The sequence below is a fragment of the Candidatus Poriferisodalis sp. genome (genome assembly GCF_965262965.1).
Classification (GTDB): Bacteria; Actinomycetota; Acidimicrobiia; order Acidimicrobiales; family Poriferisodalaceae; genus Poriferisodalis.
The window spans coordinates 3,805,155-3,823,129 of the sequence record NZ_OZ253573.1; the positions used below are offsets into that span (position 1 = coordinate 3,805,155).

The 17,975-nt window shown below is 67.5% G+C and carries 14 protein-coding genes; 8 read left to right on the plus strand and 6 right to left on the minus strand.

Going from position 1 to position 17,975, the window contains the following annotated elements; all coding sequences use genetic code 11:
• The first annotated feature begins 227 nt into the window (after positions 1 to 227).
• The 3 genes from ACQY5K_RS18220 (at position 228) to ACQY5K_RS18230 (ending at position 3,611) form a co-directional block, all read left to right on the plus strand.
• The gene (locus ACQY5K_RS18220) at positions 228 to 1,625 is read left to right on the plus strand and encodes a DUF222 domain-containing protein (RefSeq protein ID WP_428118314.1); all 1,398 of its coding nucleotides are present in this window, start codon (positions 228 to 230) and stop codon (positions 1,623 to 1,625) included.
• 288 nt (positions 1,626 to 1,913) lie between these two features.
• Complete coding sequence (locus ACQY5K_RS18225; protein ID WP_428118316.1) at positions 1,914 to 2,753, plus strand: SMP-30/gluconolactonase/LRE family protein; 840 nt, start codon at positions 1,914 to 1,916, stop codon at positions 2,751 to 2,753.
• A 78-nt stretch (positions 2,754 to 2,831) separates the two neighbouring features.
• Entirely contained in the window at positions 2,832 to 3,611 is a 780-nt protein-coding gene (locus tag ACQY5K_RS18230; RefSeq protein WP_428118319.1) for an alpha/beta fold hydrolase, read from the plus strand.
• A gap of 87 nt (positions 3,612 to 3,698) precedes the next feature.
• Here ACQY5K_RS18230 and ACQY5K_RS18235 read toward each other — a convergent pair whose 3' ends face one another.
• A complete protein-coding gene (locus ACQY5K_RS18235) occupies positions 3,699 to 4,469 on the minus strand; it encodes an SDR family NAD(P)-dependent oxidoreductase (protein WP_428118321.1) in 771 nt (256 codons plus the stop codon).
• Between the two features lie 328 nt (positions 4,470 to 4,797).
• On the opposite strand from ACQY5K_RS18235, the gene ACQY5K_RS18240 reads away from it, so the two are divergent.
• Positions 4,798 to 6,108 (plus strand): MFS transporter, encoded by a 1,311-nt coding sequence (locus ACQY5K_RS18240; protein WP_428122762.1) that lies wholly within the window; start codon positions 4,798 to 4,800, stop codon positions 6,106 to 6,108.
• Between the two features lie 4 nt (positions 6,109 to 6,112).
• Here ACQY5K_RS18240 and ACQY5K_RS18245 read toward each other — a convergent pair whose 3' ends face one another.
• A complete protein-coding gene (locus ACQY5K_RS18245) occupies positions 6,113 to 8,659 on the minus strand; it encodes a DNA polymerase (protein ID WP_428118323.1) in 2,547 nt (848 codons plus the stop codon).
• Positions 8,660 to 8,744: 85 nt separating this feature from the next.
• Positions 8,745 to 9,818: an aminotransferase class IV gene (locus tag ACQY5K_RS18250; protein WP_428118326.1), complete on the minus strand. Its 1,074-nt coding sequence runs from the start codon at positions 9,816 to 9,818 to the stop codon at positions 8,745 to 8,747.
• A gap of 102 nt (positions 9,819 to 9,920) precedes the next feature.
• Between ACQY5K_RS18250 and pgsA the strand changes: the two genes are divergently transcribed.
• The 4 genes from pgsA to ACQY5K_RS18270 all read left to right on the plus strand — a co-directional run bounded on the left by pgsA (position 9,921) and on the right by ACQY5K_RS18270 (position 13,953).
• The gene (gene pgsA / locus ACQY5K_RS18255; RefSeq protein ID WP_428118328.1) at positions 9,921 to 10,520 is read left to right on the plus strand and encodes a CDP-diacylglycerol--glycerol-3-phosphate 3-phosphatidyltransferase; all 600 of its coding nucleotides are present in this window, start codon (positions 9,921 to 9,923) and stop codon (positions 10,518 to 10,520) included.
• A 73-nt stretch (positions 10,521 to 10,593) separates the two neighbouring features.
• Positions 10,594 to 12,066 (plus strand): molybdopterin-binding protein, encoded by a 1,473-nt coding sequence (locus ACQY5K_RS18260; RefSeq protein ID WP_428118331.1) that lies wholly within the window; start codon positions 10,594 to 10,596, stop codon positions 12,064 to 12,066.
• Positions 12,067 to 12,141: 75 nt separating this feature from the next.
• Positions 12,142 to 13,044, plus strand: coding sequence for a TIGR03560 family F420-dependent LLM class oxidoreductase (locus ACQY5K_RS18265; RefSeq protein ID WP_428118335.1), 903 nt, complete (start codon positions 12,142 to 12,144; stop codon positions 13,042 to 13,044).
• Positions 13,045 to 13,101: 57 nt separating this feature from the next.
• Positions 13,102 to 13,953, plus strand: a complete 852-nt coding sequence (locus tag ACQY5K_RS18270) for a TIGR03619 family F420-dependent LLM class oxidoreductase (protein WP_428118338.1) — start codon at positions 13,102 to 13,104, stop codon at positions 13,951 to 13,953.
• Positions 13,954 to 14,019: 66 nt separating this feature from the next.
• On the opposite strand, the gene ACQY5K_RS18275 is transcribed toward ACQY5K_RS18270, so the two are convergent.
• From ACQY5K_RS18275 to ACQY5K_RS18285, 3 genes are all read right to left on the minus strand, one after another.
• Complete coding sequence (locus ACQY5K_RS18275; RefSeq protein WP_428118341.1) at positions 14,020 to 15,264, minus strand: CaiB/BaiF CoA transferase family protein; 1,245 nt, start codon at positions 15,262 to 15,264, stop codon at positions 14,020 to 14,022.
• A gap of 11 nt (positions 15,265 to 15,275) precedes the next feature.
• Positions 15,276 to 16,769 (minus strand): MFS transporter, encoded by a 1,494-nt coding sequence (locus tag ACQY5K_RS18280; protein ID WP_428118343.1) that lies wholly within the window; start codon positions 16,767 to 16,769, stop codon positions 15,276 to 15,278.
• 190 nt (positions 16,770 to 16,959) lie between these two features.
• Positions 16,960 to 17,826 carry an enoyl-CoA hydratase/isomerase family protein gene (locus ACQY5K_RS18285; protein ID WP_428118346.1) on the minus strand — a complete coding sequence of 289 codons (867 nt, stop codon included), beginning with the start codon at positions 17,824 to 17,826 and terminating at the stop codon, positions 16,960 to 16,962.
• Between the last annotated feature and the right edge of the window lie 149 nt (positions 17,827 to 17,975).

The following is a 17,975-nucleotide window of genomic DNA, read 5'->3' on the forward strand; positions in this document are numbered from 1 at the left end:
GCGCTGTGTGGACTCGAGGACACCGGCTGTCGCTAACAGGGCCCGCGCGGCCTTCGCGCGTGCGCTGTGTGGACGTTCAGGTGTTCGACCGCTAACGGCGGCCACAGGATGAGATTGAAATAACTTGAAAACTCATAGATAGCTAGAAAACGTTATGTAATACATCTGTAACAGTTCTGAAGGTACGAAGACGTTCGTACGGGGTTCGTTACCCGTAGAATGAACGTATGTTCTCTCAGGTGCGACAGGCGCTCGACTCGCTCGCAGCAGCGCTCGACGGCGTCGACGCGGCGTCTACTGGGGAGCTGCGCGACGCGCTGGGGCTGGCCAAGCCGCTGCGCGCCAAGCTCGAGACGCTGGAAACAGCCATGGCGTCTCAGATCGCGCGGCGCGAGCGCCACGGCGACGGCGGTGCCGGAGTGCTGCACCAGATCGCCGCAGTCCCGCGCTCGGACGCTGCGCGCAACGTCCGCACCGCCGCCGAGCTCGAGCAGTTGCCCGCTGCCCAATCTGCGCTGACCCAAGGCGAGATGTCCATGGCGAACGCCGCCCGTTTGGCCCGAGCAGCGCGTGACACCAGCCCCGAAGCGGTGCAGGGCGATGCTGATCTCGTGAACCTGGCCAAAACGCTGCCGCCCGACGAGTTCGCCCACGCTTCCAAGCGCTGGACCGCACAGCACCAGAGCGCCGCAGACCTCGCCGAGCGGCATCGCCGCAACCGGCGCAACCGCAATGTGCGCTTCTGGAACGGCGAAGACGGGACCGTGCAGATGCGCGGCGCGTTCGACGCCGAGATGGGCGCCCGCATCCAGGCCCGCATCCGTGACGAAGCCGAACGCCTCCGCCAAGCCGACCGCCGCTTGATGCGCACCCGCCCGGCCGCGAACACCGACGACTCAGCCCTCTGCGATGCAGCACGCAGCAGTTCGACAGGCCACCGCGCAGTGCGCACCCGCGATCAACGCATGGCCGACGCGCTCGACCGCATCCTCACGCACGCCGCCCCGACGCCCGCCACGGCCCGCGACACAGCCTCCGGCGACACCGCTGCTGGCGACACGATGCCCGGAAGCACCGAATCCGGCGCTGGCCACGCAGCCTCGAACGGTACTGCCGTATCCGGTGGCGCAGGCTCGGTGGGGCACAGGGGACCATCCACGGAGATCATCGTGCGAGCCGACCTCGGGGACCTGCTCGACGAGTGCGGCGGGATGGGCGAGATCGCCGGTGCAGGCCCAGTCCCCGCCAGCGTGATCGACCGGCTCAGCTGCAACGCCGACATCTCGGTCGTGCTGTTCGGCAAACAGCTCACACCCCTCTATGAGGCCGTCGCCGGGCGGGCTCCCACCGCGGCGCAGCGCCGTGCCCTGATCGCCCGCGACGGCGCATGCATTGGCTGCGGCGCAGTGCCCGGCGAATGCGAAGCGCACCACATCGTCCCGTGGAAACGCGGCGGCCCGACGCAGGTCGACAACCTCGTGCTGGTGTGTTGGTCCTGCCACGACCGCATCCACGACCACAACTGGCAGGTCGTCGTCCGCGACGGCCGTTACCAGCTGGTGCCCCCCGACGCCTCGTCGCCGCCCAACCCTGCACCCTCCCGTAAACCCGCCCTGTTCGCCTAGTACATGCCACCGCAGCACGGCTGGTGCCTCCCGACGCCTCGTCGCTGCCCAACCTCTCGCTGTCCCGTAAACCCGCCCTGTTCGCCTAGTGCATGCCACCGCAGCGCGGCTGGTGCCTCCCGACGCCTCGTCGCTGCGCAACCTCTCGCTGTCCCGCAGACTCGCCCCATCCTGCTCGGGCAGCAGCGATGCGCCGGCGCATGTCATGTTCGTTAGGGTCCGCACACCGCTGGCCTGTGGGCCGGGGTCGATAGCCGAGCGTCAGGACTTGGAGTGGGGGAGATGTTGATGAGTGCTGATTTCGAGTTGGAGTTGCTGAGTTCGGGATGGGGGCTGATCGAAGGTCCCCGGGTTGACGAGCACGACAACTTCTATTTCTCTGACGTTCCTAACGGCGGCGTGCGCCGGCGGAGGCCCGACGGCGAGATTGAGGTCGTGGTGCCCAAGCGCCGGGGCGTGGGCGGCATGGTGCTGCACGCCGACGGTGGTGTGGTGGTGAGCGGCCGCAACATCCAGCACGTCACCGACGCTGGCTCGGAGGTGTTGTTCGCCCCCGATGTCGCCGGCTTCAACGACATGCACACCGATGCGCAGGGCCGTGTCTATGTCGGCGCGCTGCGCCGCAACCCGTTCGATGAGTCATCTGCCGACGTGCCCGGCGAGCTGTACCGCATCAACCTCGACGGCTCGGCCGAGGTGGTCTACGGCGAGGTGCGGCTCACCAACGGCATCGGTTTCTCTCCCGACGGCACCCGGCTCTACCACTCCGACAGCATCCCGGGCCGTGTGTGGGTGTCCGACGTCGACGGCGACGTTGTGTCGAACCGGCGCGAGTTCGTGCGCGAGCGCCAGGTGCCCGACGGCTTGGCGGTGGATGTCGAGGGCGGCGTGTGGGTTGCACTGGCCGAAGGCGGCCGGGTACAGCGCTACACGCCCGACGGCGAGCCCGACGTTGCCGTGCCGGTTCCCGACCAGTTCGTCACCAGCGTCTGCTTTGGCGGCGCCGACATGCGCGATCTCTACGTCGTGACCGGCGGCGGCACGGACGACGGCGGCTGCATCTTCCGCACCCGTGCGCCGGTGAGCGGCGTACCGACCCCTCTTGCGCAGGTGCGCCCGAGTTTGTGAAACCGAGTCAGTGAGCCCGAGTTTGTGAAACCGAGTCAGTGAGCCCGAGTCAATGTCGAGTCAGATGAGCCGAGTCCTGTGAGCAACATCTTTCGGTGGTCATACGGTGCGCACGACGCACCTGTGCTGCTGTGCCTGCACGGCATCGGCTCGTGCGCTGATGCGTTCTTGGGCCAGCGGCCTCTCGCCGAGCGGCTCGCAATGCGGCTGGTGGCTTGGGACGCTCCCGGCTACCGCTATTCGGCTGATCCCGATGACGCCCCCGGTATCGACGGCTGGGCTGATGCGGCTGGGGAGCTGATTGCCGCTGAGTCAGACGACCCGGTCGCCGTACTCGGCGTCTCGTGGGGCGGCGTCACTGCGACGCGCCTCGTCCTGCGGCATTCGGAGCTGGTCTCCTCGCTCATGCTGGCCGACTCCAGTGCCGGCGCCGGCACCAAGCCCGAACAGGCGGAGGCCATGCGAGCGCGGGCGGCGGACTTCGTCGACCTCGGCGCCGAAGGCTTCGCCGCAGCACGTGCGCAGCGACTCGTCAGCCCTGACGCATCCGACGAGCTTCGGTCTCATGTTGTCGACATGATGATTCCTTCGATACGCATGCCCTGCTACCAGTGGGCGTGCGACTCGATGGCCGAGTCCAATCACTACCCGGACCTTGGTCGCATCGCGGCGCCGACGCTGGTGGTGGTGGGGGAGCACGACGAGGTCACGCCGCCACGGGCATCCCAGCGACTTGCCGAGGGGATTCCGGATGCTCGCTATGTGGAGGTCGCTGCCGCCGGCCACCTCGCCAACCAGGAACAGCCCGACGCGTTCAACGACGCCATCGCCGAGTTCATCGAGGACGTGACCGGCTGAACGCTCGGCATGAAGCGGTCGATCGAAGCGGTCGATCGTCGCGGTTGATCGAAGCGGTTGATCGAAGCGATTGATCGCAGGGGTGATTCAGCGAGGGGGCAGCCGGATGCCGCCGTCGACGCGGATCACCTCTCCGTTCATGTACGGGTTGGTGATGCACTCCATCACCATGAATGCGAGTTCCTCGCCGTAGCCGAGCCGCTTCGGAAACAGCACGCTCTGGCCGAGGTGCGCCTTGAACTGGTCGGACTGCTCGCCCTCGCCGTAGATCGGCGTGTCGATGAGGCCCGGCGCGATGGTGTTGACACGGATGCCGGTGGCCGACAGGTCGCGGGCGATCGGCAGCGTCATTCCGACGACCCCGCCTTTGGAGGCCGAGTACGCGGCCTGGCCGATCTGTCCGTCGAACGCGGCGACCGAGGCCATGTTCACGACCGCGCCACGGGAGCCGTCGTCATCGACCGGCTCGGTCTTGGCCATTGCCGAGGCGGCTTGGGCCAGCATGTTGAACGTGCCGATCAGATTCACGTTGATGACGAAGCTGAACTGACTGAGGTCCATCGCGACGTTTTTGCGGTCAATGGTGCGGCCCGCGCGTCCGAGGCCGGCTGAGTTCACTAGGGCCCGCAGCGGACCCATCTCCGACGCGGCATCCACCGCGGCCCCAGCGTCGTCGATGCTGGTCACGTCACAGCGCACGAACAGGCCGCCGACCTCCGAAGCCACCGCGGCACCGAGATCTTCCTGCAGGTCGGCGATGACAACGTGTGCGCCCGCGTCGGCGAGCTGGCGTGCGCTGGCTTCGCCGATGCCGGACGCTCCGCCGGTCACGATGGCTGAGGCTCCGTTGAGGTTCATTCGCGGCATCTGGACGCCCTCCTGATTGCGAGCGAGCGATGTGCGCGGCCGGGGGTTTCAGACCGCGGGACGCGCCGACGTTAGCCGTCGCAACCACAGCTGCGGTAGGGCAGTGGGGCACGGCGAGGCGGGGCGTTTCTTCCTCGGACACTGTCGATGAAGACCGGTAGCGTCAACGTTCGCTATGTCCGATTCGGCCTCCGAGATCGCGGCCCGTCGGAACTCGGCCGCTGCATCAGACTCCCGTACTGCGCAGACGGCGACACCCCAGGCGGCCTCATCCGGCGTCATCCACAACGGCATCGCAGAGCCTGAGCCGGAAGGTCATATGAACAGCCCCGTTCCACCTGTGCCGGCCGGGGGAGGCGGCTCAGCGCGAGGCCGGTCAGACACGTTCGCCTCGCTTCGGGTGCCTGCATTCCGCGCCCTGTGGTGGAGCGGGATCTTCTCCTTCATGAGCATCCAGATGCAGTTCCTGCTGCGAAGCCTGCTCGCGTGGGACCTGACCGAGCGGGAAGGCGCGCTCGGACTTGTGTACTTCTGCTTCGGCCTGGCGCTGCTGGTGTCGACCCCGCTCGGCGGCGTTGCGGCTGACCGGCTGTCCAAGCGCAGCCTCATGCTGGTGGGCCAGCTCGTCCTGACCCTGACTGCTATCGGCATGGGCGCCGCAATCGCGACCGGGGTCATCCGCTTCTGGATGCTGTTGATATCGGGCGGCCTGCAAGGGCTGATGTTCGGGTTGATCGGACCGGCGCGCATCTCAATGACCACTGATCTCGTTGGCCGCGAGAGGGTGGGCAATGCGATCACGCTTTCGTCGCTGTCACTGAGCGGGAGTCGGATCTTCGCTCCCTCGCTCGCGAGCCTGCTGGCCGCAATTGCGTTCTTCGGCTTGGCCGGCGCCTATTTCGTCTCTGCCGCCGTCGCCACCGTGAGTTTCATCTTGCTGCTGCCGCTCCCCGACACCGGCACCGCCGTGAGCCGTGCGGCGGCGGCGGCTGGCTCCGCTGCCCCGGTAAGCGTGGCGCGACGAAATCCGCTGCGGGACATTGCTGAGGGCGTCAGGTACGCCAGCGCGCGACGAAACCTGCGCCGTTCGATTCTGATCTCGACGGCAGTCATCATGTTCGGCTTCAACTACATCGCATTCATGCCGGCATTGGTCGAAGATGTCTTCGGTCGCAGCGAGATCTTCGTCGGCCTGCTCACCACTGCGACTGCATTGGGTGCCGTCCCAGCAGCCGCGTTCTTGGCGTCACGGGCTGACTCGTCTGCTGCGGGCTCGATGCTGATCGGCTTGGGCTTTCTGTTCGGCCTGACCGTCGCCGGATTGGGCGGAGCCCCGACGATCTGGGTTGCCATGCTGATAGCGGTCGGCGTCGGCGCTGCGGCCACGGGGTTCATGTCGCTGGGCCAGACCTTGGTGATGCGCTTCAGCGACGATGCCCACCAGGGACGCATGCAGTCGCTCGTGCAGCTCTCCTTCGCCGGCTTCGGCCTCGCGGCATTGCCTGTGGGCGTGTTCATGGAGTGGGTCGGTCAGCGCTGGGGCTTGGCGACCATGGGTGCCGCGGTGACCGTCTCGATGCTGACTTACGTGCTGACGGCGCCCCGAACCGGGCGCAGCGAGGTCGCTTGAGCCGTCAATCGGAAAACTCGGACTCGGAAACCTCGGCGACAATGGACGTCTCGGACAGGCTCGTGCGAATGTCGGTGTCGGCGACAGCGGGGATGTCGGGGCACCAGAGCGACATCGCGGCCTCCAGCGTCCGCTTCACCACGACGGCAACTTCTGGCGCGTCGGCCTCGTCGCATTCGATGACAACGCTGTCGTGGACGGTCTGCACCGCCGCTGCTGTCGGGAACTCGGCCAGCGCTTCACGGAGGCGTCCGTAGGCGTCCAGCATCACATCTGCAACACCGCCCTGTATGGGGGCGTTGCGGTAGGCATTGGCCATCTGGCCGACTCGGGTGTGCAGGGCCCGGTTCAGCAGAAACGCCTGATCGGCATCGCCCATTGATGTCCCGACGTCTTCGACGACGGCGCGCCGGAGGTACCGCTGCTCGAGCAGTTTCTCGACAGCGGGCCGCAGCGGGGCGCCGGACGGAGCCACTGGCGGTGCCAGCTCGAAGCGGGCCAGCGCGCAGCGCCATACTTCGCTCGGGCGGGGCTTCGCCGAGCAGCCCACGACCGCGGCGGCTTCGCCGAGCACCCAGTCGACGGAGAAGGTGAACTGCTGGCGGCGTCCCGCGGGCGTGCGCGAAGCGAACGACAGCGGCGAGCCGTCGCGCCGGACGACCACGGTCGCCGGGAACGACAGCGCCCATGCCACTTCGGCGACATCGACATCGGCGTGTCCCAGCAGGTGGGCGTCGCCGATGCCGTGGCGCGGCGCGACTGACTGCTCGTCCCGCAGCATCTGGTCGTGGACTTCTTCGGCGCTGTGGTGACGCCGTTGGCCAGCGCGCAACGCCCGCCGGGCGCCGTCGGTGCGGGGCCATAGCGCCCCGAGGCGCAGCGTCAGCGGCCAGTCAGCGTCCAGCTCAGTCGCCGCAAAGTGCCCAATGAAGCGGTCGCGTTCGTCGACCCAACCGGCGATGCCCCGATAGGTGCTGAGGTATGCCGCAATGAGCCCGTCGGCTTCGTCGCGACTGGTGGGGACTCCGGCGTCGGTCAGGCCGCGCGACAGGCCTGCACCTCGTTGGCCGTACAGGATCCCGAAGTTGATGCGCTTGGCTTTCGTGCGGAACTCTTCATAGCGGGGTCGGTCGAGCGCGGCGAGACCGGCGGGCCCGCCCATCTGCACGCCGAACATGCGCTCGGCGGTTGCGGTGTGGATGTCGAGACCTTCCTCGAATGCTGTACGCAGGCCGTCGTCGCCAGCGAGCTGGGTTGCGAAGCGCAGCTCGGCTTGGCTCAGGTCGGAATAGACGAACACGCGCCCAGGCCCCGGTGCCATGAATGGCTTCAGGCGGGGCGTGAAGTTCTGCGCGTTCGGATTTCGGCTGGCCAGACGACCGGTGTTGGTGCCGACCACCTGCAGGTATTCGGGATGCAGCCGGCCGTCGGGCCCCAGGTGCTCGCGCATTGCACGCCCGTATGTGCCCAGCGTCTTGGAAAGGTCGCGGTAGGTGAGCAGCGCAGTGCAGATCTCGCCGCCGATGCCCGCCAGCACAGAAGCGCCGAGCGAATCAGTGGGTGCGAGCTGACGAGCGCGGCCGTCGGCCGCGAGGGTCCATGCCTGGACCCTGTCCGGCGCGAACCGGTTGAGCACGTCACGGGCATGGTGCTCGCTGTCGGGATTCCAGCTGGGCTCGAGTCCGGCGCCGAACAGTTCGGCCTGGCCGCCGCCGGTCAACTCCGCCAGGCGCGTCAGCACCTCATAACGGCGGACCTCCAGACCCGACAACTCGGCATCCCAGCCGTCGGCATCGAACGGCAAGCCAGCGCGTTCCATGCGATCGAGGAAGGGTCTCGCTGACTGCTCCAGCCGGCACACCTCGTCGAGACCTGCGGCGCTCAGCAGCACGCGCAACCGATCAGACACCCACAAGGTTTCGACGGCGTCTGCCGCTGCATACTCGATCTGCACGTCGCTCAGCGGCCCGTTAGCGGAGTACGAGAGCTGGGTGGTGGCCTTGCCTTCGACGCTGAGCCCGAGATATCGCTCGGCGGCCCACGCCAGTCCGTGAAAGAAGCTGAACCCAGTGAGGCCCTGATGCAGCAAGGCATCTGCGAGCTGCGCGTCCCACCAGCGCAGGGACCCGACCCGGGCACCGGCTGCACGCGCCGGCTCGACCAGATTGGTGTCGATCACGCGGTCATCGAAGGTGGCGTTCCACGCATCGGCGGCAATATCTGGCGTTCGCAGCGACTCGTCGAGGGCGACGGCGAGCTCGGTGAGGTCGTGCTGGGCGACATCGACCACCCAGCTGCGCTCGCTGCCGTCCACTGCACGCGTGGCGGCTGAGATCACCCGCAGCGACGGAACGCGGCCGCGGGTGCCTGTTGCAGACGTCTCGTAGACCGTCTCAGTGTCAATGGCGCGGGCCACTGAGGACGCAAGCGCATCGGCGAAGGCATCGAGTTCGGCTGGACCGACGAATTCGAGCGCCACATCACCGGGTTGCGCTCGCGGAGCCGGCCGCGGGTCCAGCCGCCTTGTCTCCGCTGCGACGTCGGTGTCCACGTTCGAACCCTACGACCACCCTGTGACGCCAGCGGCGTCCGACATGAACGAACGAGTGCCGGTGCGACGGCGGCAGCGACGCCGGCTAGCGCGGGTACGAAATGTCGATGAAGTCGTCTGGCGAGCCGCTGCCGGCTGCCGTCTCGGCCTCGATCAGCTCGTGCAGCCGAGTTGCCACCGGGCCGACCTTGCCGTCCCCGATCGGGGCGCCGTCCCACTCCACCACCGGGAAGACGTGGGTGTCGCCACCCGACATGATGAGCTCGACTCCTGTTCGTGACTCGTCGGCGCGCAGCCGTCGCTGCTCCACACCGGTGAGCAGTCCTTCGGGCACCAGCGTGCTGCGCGCAAGGTCCAGCAGGCGCCGCATGGTGGTGCCGTGAAGGATGCCCTCAAACGGGGGAGTGACGAGGACACCGGCGCGGCTGATGCTGCAGACGTTGAGCACGCAGGCCTCTGCGATGTAGCCGTCGTCGTCGACGATGATCCCGAAGGTGCCGCCGCCGTCGGCTGCCTCGAGGTGAGTCAGGACGTTGAGCAGATAGTTGTTCGACTTGATCTGCGCCAGCAGCGGAGGCTTCATCGGAGTGTCCCGTACCGTCGTCTCGCGGAAGCCATCCCGCATCGGATCGAAGCCTCCGGAGCCGAAGCTCATCGGGTCGAGCACGACGCAGTAGAAGCAGGGTTCTTCGCACTCGGCGGGCATGAACGAGAACCCGCCGGGGCCGGCTGTCAGCCAATAGCGGACGATGCCGTTCCTTGCGCCTGACGATGCCGCGGTGTCGGCGACCATCTGGATCAATTCGTCGCGAGACCACGGGACTTCGAGGCGGGCTCCCGTTGCGCTCGCAAGCAACCGATCGATGTGGATGCCGAGCCGGTACAGACGGCCGTTCACCAGTGAGCAGGTGTCGAAGACACCGTGTCCACGGTGGACCATGTGATCGTCGAGCGGCACCGTCATGAGCGCGGGATCGGTGACGACCCCGCCTAGGTACGAACTGAACATGGCGTAGCAACCGCGCTTGCCCTCACGCTTGGCGGTCATCCGCTCGATGGCGTCGGCGGCGCTCAGGATCCGTTGAGCCGGGCGCAATCTCGCGCTCGTCTCGCTAGGCGTGGCGGTGTCGCCGTCCCCCGAGACCGTCCGCAGCGCCACGTGCCGATACTACGTGGGCTGGATTGCTCGGCTCTGGGAACTCCCGGCGCTTGCTCCGCCGGGCACCGTCGCCGCAACGGGGTCGCCTAGCCTCGCATGCCAATGGGGGCGCCGGAGGGGGACGAGGCAGCCCCGACATTCGGGCCGACGGCGCTGGTGACGCCGGCCAATCTCGTGACGGTGGCTCGCATCGCCGCTTCGCCGGTGTTCATCGTGATGATCGTGGCGTGGGGCGCGCGGTGGAGCACTTTCGCAGTCGGCTTCGCAATCGCGATGACCGACTACCTCGACGGCTGGCTGGCCCGACGCCAGGGTCAGACCCGCGCCGGCGCCTTCCTGGATCCACTGGCAGACAAGGTTCTGGTGCTGGGCGGCATGGCCGCGCTGGTGTGGAACGAGCAGTTCGACGTGCTGCCCGTCGCGCTCATCGCACTGCGGGAGCTGGTGATCAGCGCGTACCGCTCACGAGCCGGTCGTCGGGGCGTCACGGTGCCGGCCACGAAGCTCGCCAAGTGGAAGACCTTCGTGCAGCTGTGGGCGATCGGCTTCGCCGTCATGCCGCCGCTGGCTTCCGATGCCCACTGGATCGCGACCCTCACGCTGTGGGTGGCGGTGGCGTTGACACTGCAGACCGGCTGGTCATACCTACGCGCGGCGCGCAATATCGCCGCGGACCAGCTTGGCGGCGACGACGGCTCGTGATGCCAAGCAGATCCTCCGATGGCGCCGGCAGCGAGCCCCAGCGCTGGGGGCGACTCATCTAGGGTCAGCCGGTGTGAGAACCGAGATCATCGCCGTCGGCACCGAGCTGCTGCTCGGCCAGATCGTCGACACAAACTCTTCCTGGATGGGGGAGCAGCTGGCACTCGCCGGGATCGACAGCCACTACCAGACCAAGGTTGGCGACAACTGGAATCGCATCGAGGACGCGTTTCGACTGGCCTTGGACCGCAGCGACGCGGTGATCGTGTGCGGCGGGCTCGGACCGACACAGGACGACATCACGCGCGAAGTGCTCGCATCGGTGATGGGCGTCGAGCTGGTGCTTGACGAGGCGATCGCCGAGCGCATACGGGGGATGTTCGCGAGCCGAAGCCGCGCCATGCCCGAGAACAACCTGCGCCAGGCCATGGTGCCCGTCGGCGCACGCCCGATACCGCAGCAGCCGGGCACAGCACCGGGACTGATCGCGCCGATCCGTTGGGTGCGCGGCGTCGGCGCCGTCACTGCCGACGACAATGCGGGCAGTGGCGAGGTGCTCGAACGGGTCGTGTATGTCGTGCCGGGCGTCCCCTACGAGATGCGGGAGATGGTGTCGGGCACGGTGTTGGGCGACATTCAGCGGCTCGCTGGAGTCACCGCCACCATCGAGAGTCGGGTGTTGCGCACCTGGGGACAAAGCGAATCTGGTCTCGCCGAGATGCTCGCTGGACGCATCGATGAGCTGGACGAGGTCGGCAATCCCACGCTGGCGTTCTTGGCCAGCGGCATCGAGGGCATCAAGGTGCGCATCACGGCGAAGGGCGCTGATTCGCACGATGCCTGGCGCCTGATCGATGCCGAGCAGGCCGAGCTCGAGTTGTTGCTGGGAGATTTGGTCTTCGCGTACGACGACGACACGATGGAAACAACGGTGCTCGCCGAGCTCGCTCGCAACGGCCTCACTCTCGGCGTCGCCGAGACGATCACCGGTGGCCGGATGTCCAATCGGTTGTCCTCAGCAGAAGCGGCGATGCGGGCCGGCACCGCACCAGGAGCCGCGAAGGTCGGCGATCCGGGGCTGGCTGGTACGTCCGACAACGGCGGCGACCATGCTTCGGCGACCGACGAGACAGATCGCATCTTCAACGGCGGAATCGTGGCGCGGTCGGCCCACATGGCCGACTACCTGCTGCACGCCGGCTCGGCGCAAGTGTCTCCGTTGGGAGACGGACTCGTGCCGCCAGTCGCATCCGCGGCCGGCGCAGAGGCGCTGGCGCGCGCAGCACGGAATCGCACGGGTGCAAGTGTCGGGCTGGCCGTTACCGCAGTGGAGGACCGCGGGTCGGCGACTGAGGCGCACCCATTCGGCACTGCGTTTCTGGCAATTTCGATAGCGACGCACGCGGGCGATGGTGCCAGTCCTGACGTTGCTCACCGTGAGGCATCTGACGAGGTGCGCCTGCCCGGCGATCGCGAGCGTCTCGCCGATTACAGCGCCATCTCTGCGTTGAACCTGCTGCGACTCATCTTGCAGGGGCGTCGCTAGCGAAATCGGGTCCGTTCCGGCGCCAACGACCTCGCGATCCGGCGCGCACGCGTGACGGGCTGGCAGGCTGTCGCGATGCGATTCGGATTCTGGACGAAGAACAGCCAGTCCTACGAGGACATTCTCGAGTGCTGCGCGCACGCGGAGGCAACGGGATGGGACGGCCTGTGGTTCGCCGACCACTTCATGCCCAACGAAGAGAATGTCGACCAGCCCATCCAAGAGGCTTGGTCGATCCTGGCGGCATTGGCGGCAGCGGTGCCGCGGGTGCGTCTCGGCCCGCTGGTGGCCGGCAACACCTACAGGAATCCGGCACTGACGGCCAAGATCGCCGCCACCATCGACCACATCTCGGGCGGACGGGTCGTACTCGGCATCGGCGCCGGCTGGCAGGAGAACGAGCACGAGGCCTACGGCTTCGACTTCGGCTCGCTGCGCAGCCGCATGGATCGCTTCGACGAGGCCGTCGAGATCATCAGCTCGCTGCTGGGGAGCCATCGGACTGACTTCGCCGGCGATTACTACGCCATCGCGGAGGCACCGCTTGACCCGAAACCGGTCCAGGAGCCGATCTCCCTGCTGATCGGCGGGGGCGGCCGCCGCCGCACGCTTCGCACGACTGCCCGTTGGGCGACCGAGTGGAACTACTGGGGCATGCCCGACGACATTGCTGAGCTCTGCGAGGTGCTTGACGGGCACTGCGAGGACATCGGTCGTGACCCTGCCGAGATCAGTCGCTCGGCCTGCGCTTTGCTGTTCATCAGCGAGGACTCCGCATCGCTGGACCGCTTCCGCGGTCGCGACATGGGGCGAGCCACCATCGTCGGCACACCTGCGGAAGTGAGCGACGTCGTCGAGCAGTACCGCGAGGTCGGCGTGGACGAGCTGATCATCCCCGACTTCACCTTCGGACCGATGGACGCGAAGAAGCACTCGATGGACCTGTTCATCAATGAGGTTGCGCCCAACTTCCGTTGAGCGCATCGGCACGGCGGGTGAGAGCGTCACTAGGACAGGCAACGAGAGGGGAACGCAGTGAACATCGGGTTGTTTCAGATCAACATGGGAGCGCTGGGCGACGCGCCCGGGTCCGAGGGCGCCGGGCGCATTGCCGTGGCCGCCGAGGCAGCGGGCTTCGAGTCGGTGTGGACGGGCGAGCACGTGGTGCTGCCCGACCCGCAGGTTCCTCCTTCGCCGCTGCCGCCCCTGCACCCGATGCTGGATCCAGCCGTGGCGCTCGCGTACGTCGCCGCGGTGACCACCGAGATCAAGCTGGGCACGGGCATCATCATCGTCCCGCAGCGAAATCCACTGGTGCTCGCGAAGGAGCTCGCCAGCGTGGACGTGCTCTCGGGCGGTCGCCTGCTGTTCGGTGTCGGCGTCGGCTACCTGGGGCCAGAGTTCGATGCGCTTGGCATCCCGATGGCGGACCGTGCCCGTCGCACAGAGGAGTACATCGAGGCGATGCGGGCCATCTGGTCGATGGACTCACCGGCCTACAAGGGCAAGTTCGTCGAGTTCGCCGGAGTGCAAGCCCGCCCACGGCCGACCCAGCAGCCCGGCCCACCGGTGGTGATGGGCGGGCACACCGCGCCCGCATTCCGTCGCTCGGTCACGATGAGCGAGGGCTGGTACGGCTTCGCGCTCGACTACGACGCCACGCAACGATGCCTCGACGGACTCGCCGAGGCCGCGGCCCGCTACGACCGCCCCGAGAGCCTGGGTCGCCTCGAGATCACCGTCACACCGCGCGTGCGGCCGACGCCGGAGATGGCCGAGCGCTTCGCGGAGATGGGCGTCGATCGCCTGGTGCTGTTGCCCAACGGCCAGAACACCGACGAGATCGCCGCATTCGTCGACCACATCGGCACCACGCTGCTGAACTGACCGCGGTGGTTCGCCAACAGGGTCCCGCAGAACGCTGGCGAGTCTCCCCAGGCGCGCGCCGGTTTGCTAGCCGCGATTGGGAACGTTGGGGCGGCGGATAGGCGGTCCGGCTGAGATCACGCCGTCGGCTTCGAGGGCATCGAGGGCGGCTTCGTCGAGATCGGCCAGATCGGCGAGGACGGCGCGGTTGTGTTGGCCTCGTGCACCGACGACTGTTGCGTGGGCAGCCCCGGCTTCGGCATCGGCGAAGCGCCATGACGACTGGGGCACGGTGATGGGCGTCGCCGCTTCGCCGGCAGCCACATCGACGAACGCGCCGCGTTCAGCGGCCCACTCGGTCTCAGCGAGTTCTGCGACTGTGCGGACCTCGGCGGCCATCACCGACTTGATCCCAAGCGCAGCTTCTACCGCCTCGGCGCTGTCGAATTGGCTCACCCACTCGCCGAAGGTTGCCTCGAGCTCGGCGCGGTGATGTATCCGATCCTCGATGCGCGCGTAGCGGGGATCGGTTCGCAGTTCCTGTCGGCCCAGAGCCTTGACCATCGCCTTGAAGCCGAAGTTGGCGGTCAAGTCGAGTGTCACGGTGACAGACCTGCCGTTGGTCAGCGGGTAGACCGCCGCCCAGTTCTGCCCGGCCTTGAAGCCGATCTGGGGGTCCTGACCGGTGAGGTCGGTGGCGGCCAGGTCGTTGCACATCAGCGTGCTCTCCGCCATGGACACCTCGACGGCCTGGCCGCGGCCAGTGCGATGCCGCATGTGCAGCGCAGCCAGCACTGCGCCCAGCGCATGCAGCCCGGTGTAGGTGTCGGCGTGGGACATCGGGTCGTTGCGGTACGGCTCGCCGCCGCGTCGCCTCGACACCATCTCGGTGACGCCCGCTTCAGCGTGCAGGATCGATGCAAACGCGCCCCGATCGCTCCGACTGTTGCCGTGTCCCCAGCCTGAGACGGAGGCGACGATGATGCCGGGGTTGACCCCGCAGAGCACGTCGTAGCCGAGGCCGAGCCGCTCGAGCACGCCCGGCCGGTAGTTCTCCAGCACGACGTCGGCCTTGCGCACCATTGTGAGCAGCACGTCGCGACCCGCCGCCGTCGTCAGGTCCATCGAGACGCATTCCTTGCCGGCGTTGAAGTGCGCGAAGTAGGCCGAGAAACCGTCGACGTGCGGCACCACGAAGCGGGTCAGGTCGGCATCGGGCGGCTCCACTTTCACCACGCGTGCGCCGAGATCGGCGAGCAGCCGGCCTGCGATCGGCCCGGCGACAGCGCGCGTCAGATCCAAGACGAGGATGTCTTCCAGAGGTGTCGGCACGGCGCTTGACGTTACGCCTTCGCGGGTGCGTCTATCCGACTTCGGTACGCACCTTCGGCGGTCGCTGGGATCGGCCTCCAAACCGAGGGTGGCACCAGGTCTGCCGGGAGCGCTCGTCGAGGCCGATGGGCGGAGGGGGTGACGCTGACAGCGGCTTGTGCGGTTACCGGAGCCTCGGGGGGTCCGTTGCGTGGCACCGAGGGCTCGAACGGCTCCGTGGGCGGGGGCAAGGGCACAGGGTCACGCGGCATCGGCAGCATGGACAGTGCCCCGGCCAGCGCGACGACGGTCACCACCGCTATGGGGATCGTCGAGCCACCGGCGTACTCCGAGAGATAGCCCATCGTCGTCGGCCCGATCAAGGCGCCGGCGCCGAAGAAAATGAACATGACGCCCATCACGCTGCCGATGCCGACTACGCCGAACAGGTGCGCCGTCACATCGCCCATCAGCGCCACAAAGCCGCCGTACGCGACTCCAAGCACCACCGCGAACGCCATGAGCTGCCAGTAGCGATCGCCGGCGAACAGCCAGATCGCGTACGCCACGGGCAGTGTGCCGTATGCAAACTTCATCAGCCGCACCGAGCCCACGGCGCGGGCGACAGAGGTCAACAGCAACCGCCCCACGATGCTCGAGAAGCCGATCGCCGAGACGAGTCGGCCTGCGGCGAATGCGTCGATCCCATCGGCTGTCGCGAAGCGGATCACCATCGCGAGCGACCCGATCAGCGGTATCGAGAACAGCACTGCTCCCACAGCGAGATGGCGAAACGCCTTGGTTCGCAGCACGCGCTGCACGTGCGCCTTGGGGTTGATGTGTGCCGACACCGGCACGGGCCGCACCATCACTGCGCATACGGCGAACACCACCAGTGACGCCAACGCCAAGTAGCGGAAGCTGGGCCGCCACCCGAAGTTCTCGATCAGCCACTGTGCAACGGGAACCAGCAGCGCTGTCCCGAGGCCCGGCCCAGAGGCCACGACTCCCTGCGAGATCGCCCGCAGCCGCACGAACGAGGCGGCCGCTGTCGCCATCAGCGGTGCCACGAACAGCCCCGAGCCGAAGCCGCAGCCGAGTCCGTAGAAGATGTAGCCCTGCCAAATTGCCGAGGCAGCCGACGTGAGCGCGAGTCCGCCGAAGAACAGCACGCCGCCGGCGATCAACAACGGGCGCGGTCCCACCCGATGCAGCAGCGGGCCGGACAAGATGCCGGTGCCGAAGAACAGGAATGTGGCGATGCCGATCATCAGCGCCGTCGGGCCGTTGCCGGTGCCGAACTCAGCGGACATCGCCGCCATGAACGCGCCGAAGGTGTAGATCGTGCCAAATGCCATGCCGGTGGCAAGCGACGCGCCGATAGCGACCCACCAGGCGCGCGCCGAATCTTGGTACTTGGCGGCATCTTCAACGCTGGAGAGGCCAGCGAGTCCACGACCGCTGCTGCTTGCAGCTGTCGCGGCGTTGACGGCACCGTTGCCGTGCGCAGCGACAGCGTCGTTCACGGGCCGAAGGGACTCGCGATCCACAACGAGGCCGATAGAGGCCGGAATCATCGGAGTCGGCCGAACGTCCATTCGGCGCCAGCATATGGACCCAGGCCCCTCGAAACCTGTGTGGTTCCCGCCGCCGGTAGTCACCTTCGGCGGCGCTGAGATGCTTGCGTCGGCGGGGGCACCCCGCGACGGCAGGGTGTCAGTCGGTGCTGATCTCGGCCACCAGTTCGGCGACCCGCATTTCGCCGTCGCGTGTCTGCCCGCCGAGGGCCAGGAACTGCTCCATTGCGGGCCGAGCCTCGGGCGTGCGCATGAGCCGCTGGAACAGGTACTGCTCTTCGAACAGTCCCTCGCGCAGCGGCATTTCGTCGGCGGCATTGGTCGCCTGTTTGGCGAGCGCCACCGCTTGGGGCGGGAACTTCGCGATGCGGTGGGCCAGCTCGTTCACGAACGGCCGCAGCTCGTCGGCGGGGAGCGCCCGGTTCAGGTATCCCCACTGCTCGGCCGTGCGCGCGTCGAGGTCGACCCCGCCCAGGATCACCTCCATCGCCCGGCCGCGTCCGACGAGTCGCGGCAGACGCTGAGTGCCGGTTCCGCCGGGCAGGATGCCGATCGGGACCTCCATCTGGTTGATGACGGTGCGATCGAGGGCTCCGAAGCGCATGTCGCACGACATCGACAGCTCGCTGCCGCCGCCGCCGACCCGTCCTCCGATCTCGACGATGGTGGCCTTGGGCATCGTTCGGTAGCGCTCGCACATGGCGTGGAAGCCCCTGAGCTCTGTCGGGCGCTCCGCGGTCCCTTCGGTAGGAAAGCCGAGGATCGCCTCCACGTCGAAGTGGGCAATGAAGAAATCGGGATTGTCGCTGCGCAGCACGACGACCCGGACCGAGTCGTCATCGGCCACGTGCGCGCTGAACTTCGCCAGCTCACGAAATAGGGGCGGCGTCATCACGTTGATCGGCGGGGCGTCGATGGTGGCGAAGACGACGCCGGCGTCGCGCTCGATGCGCAGCAGCTCGAAGTCGTCGTCGCTCAATGGGGGTCTGGGCGCGTTGGTGCTCATCGCAGCAGCGTGCCACGCGCATGTGACGCGGTGACGCCTGCCGCCTGTGCCGGGCCTCGTTCGGGCTTTTTCGGGCATCCGAACGGCCGCTCGTGCCTTGACACGAACTGATGTTCGAACTACATTGCTGTCATTCGGCGTGCAGGCGG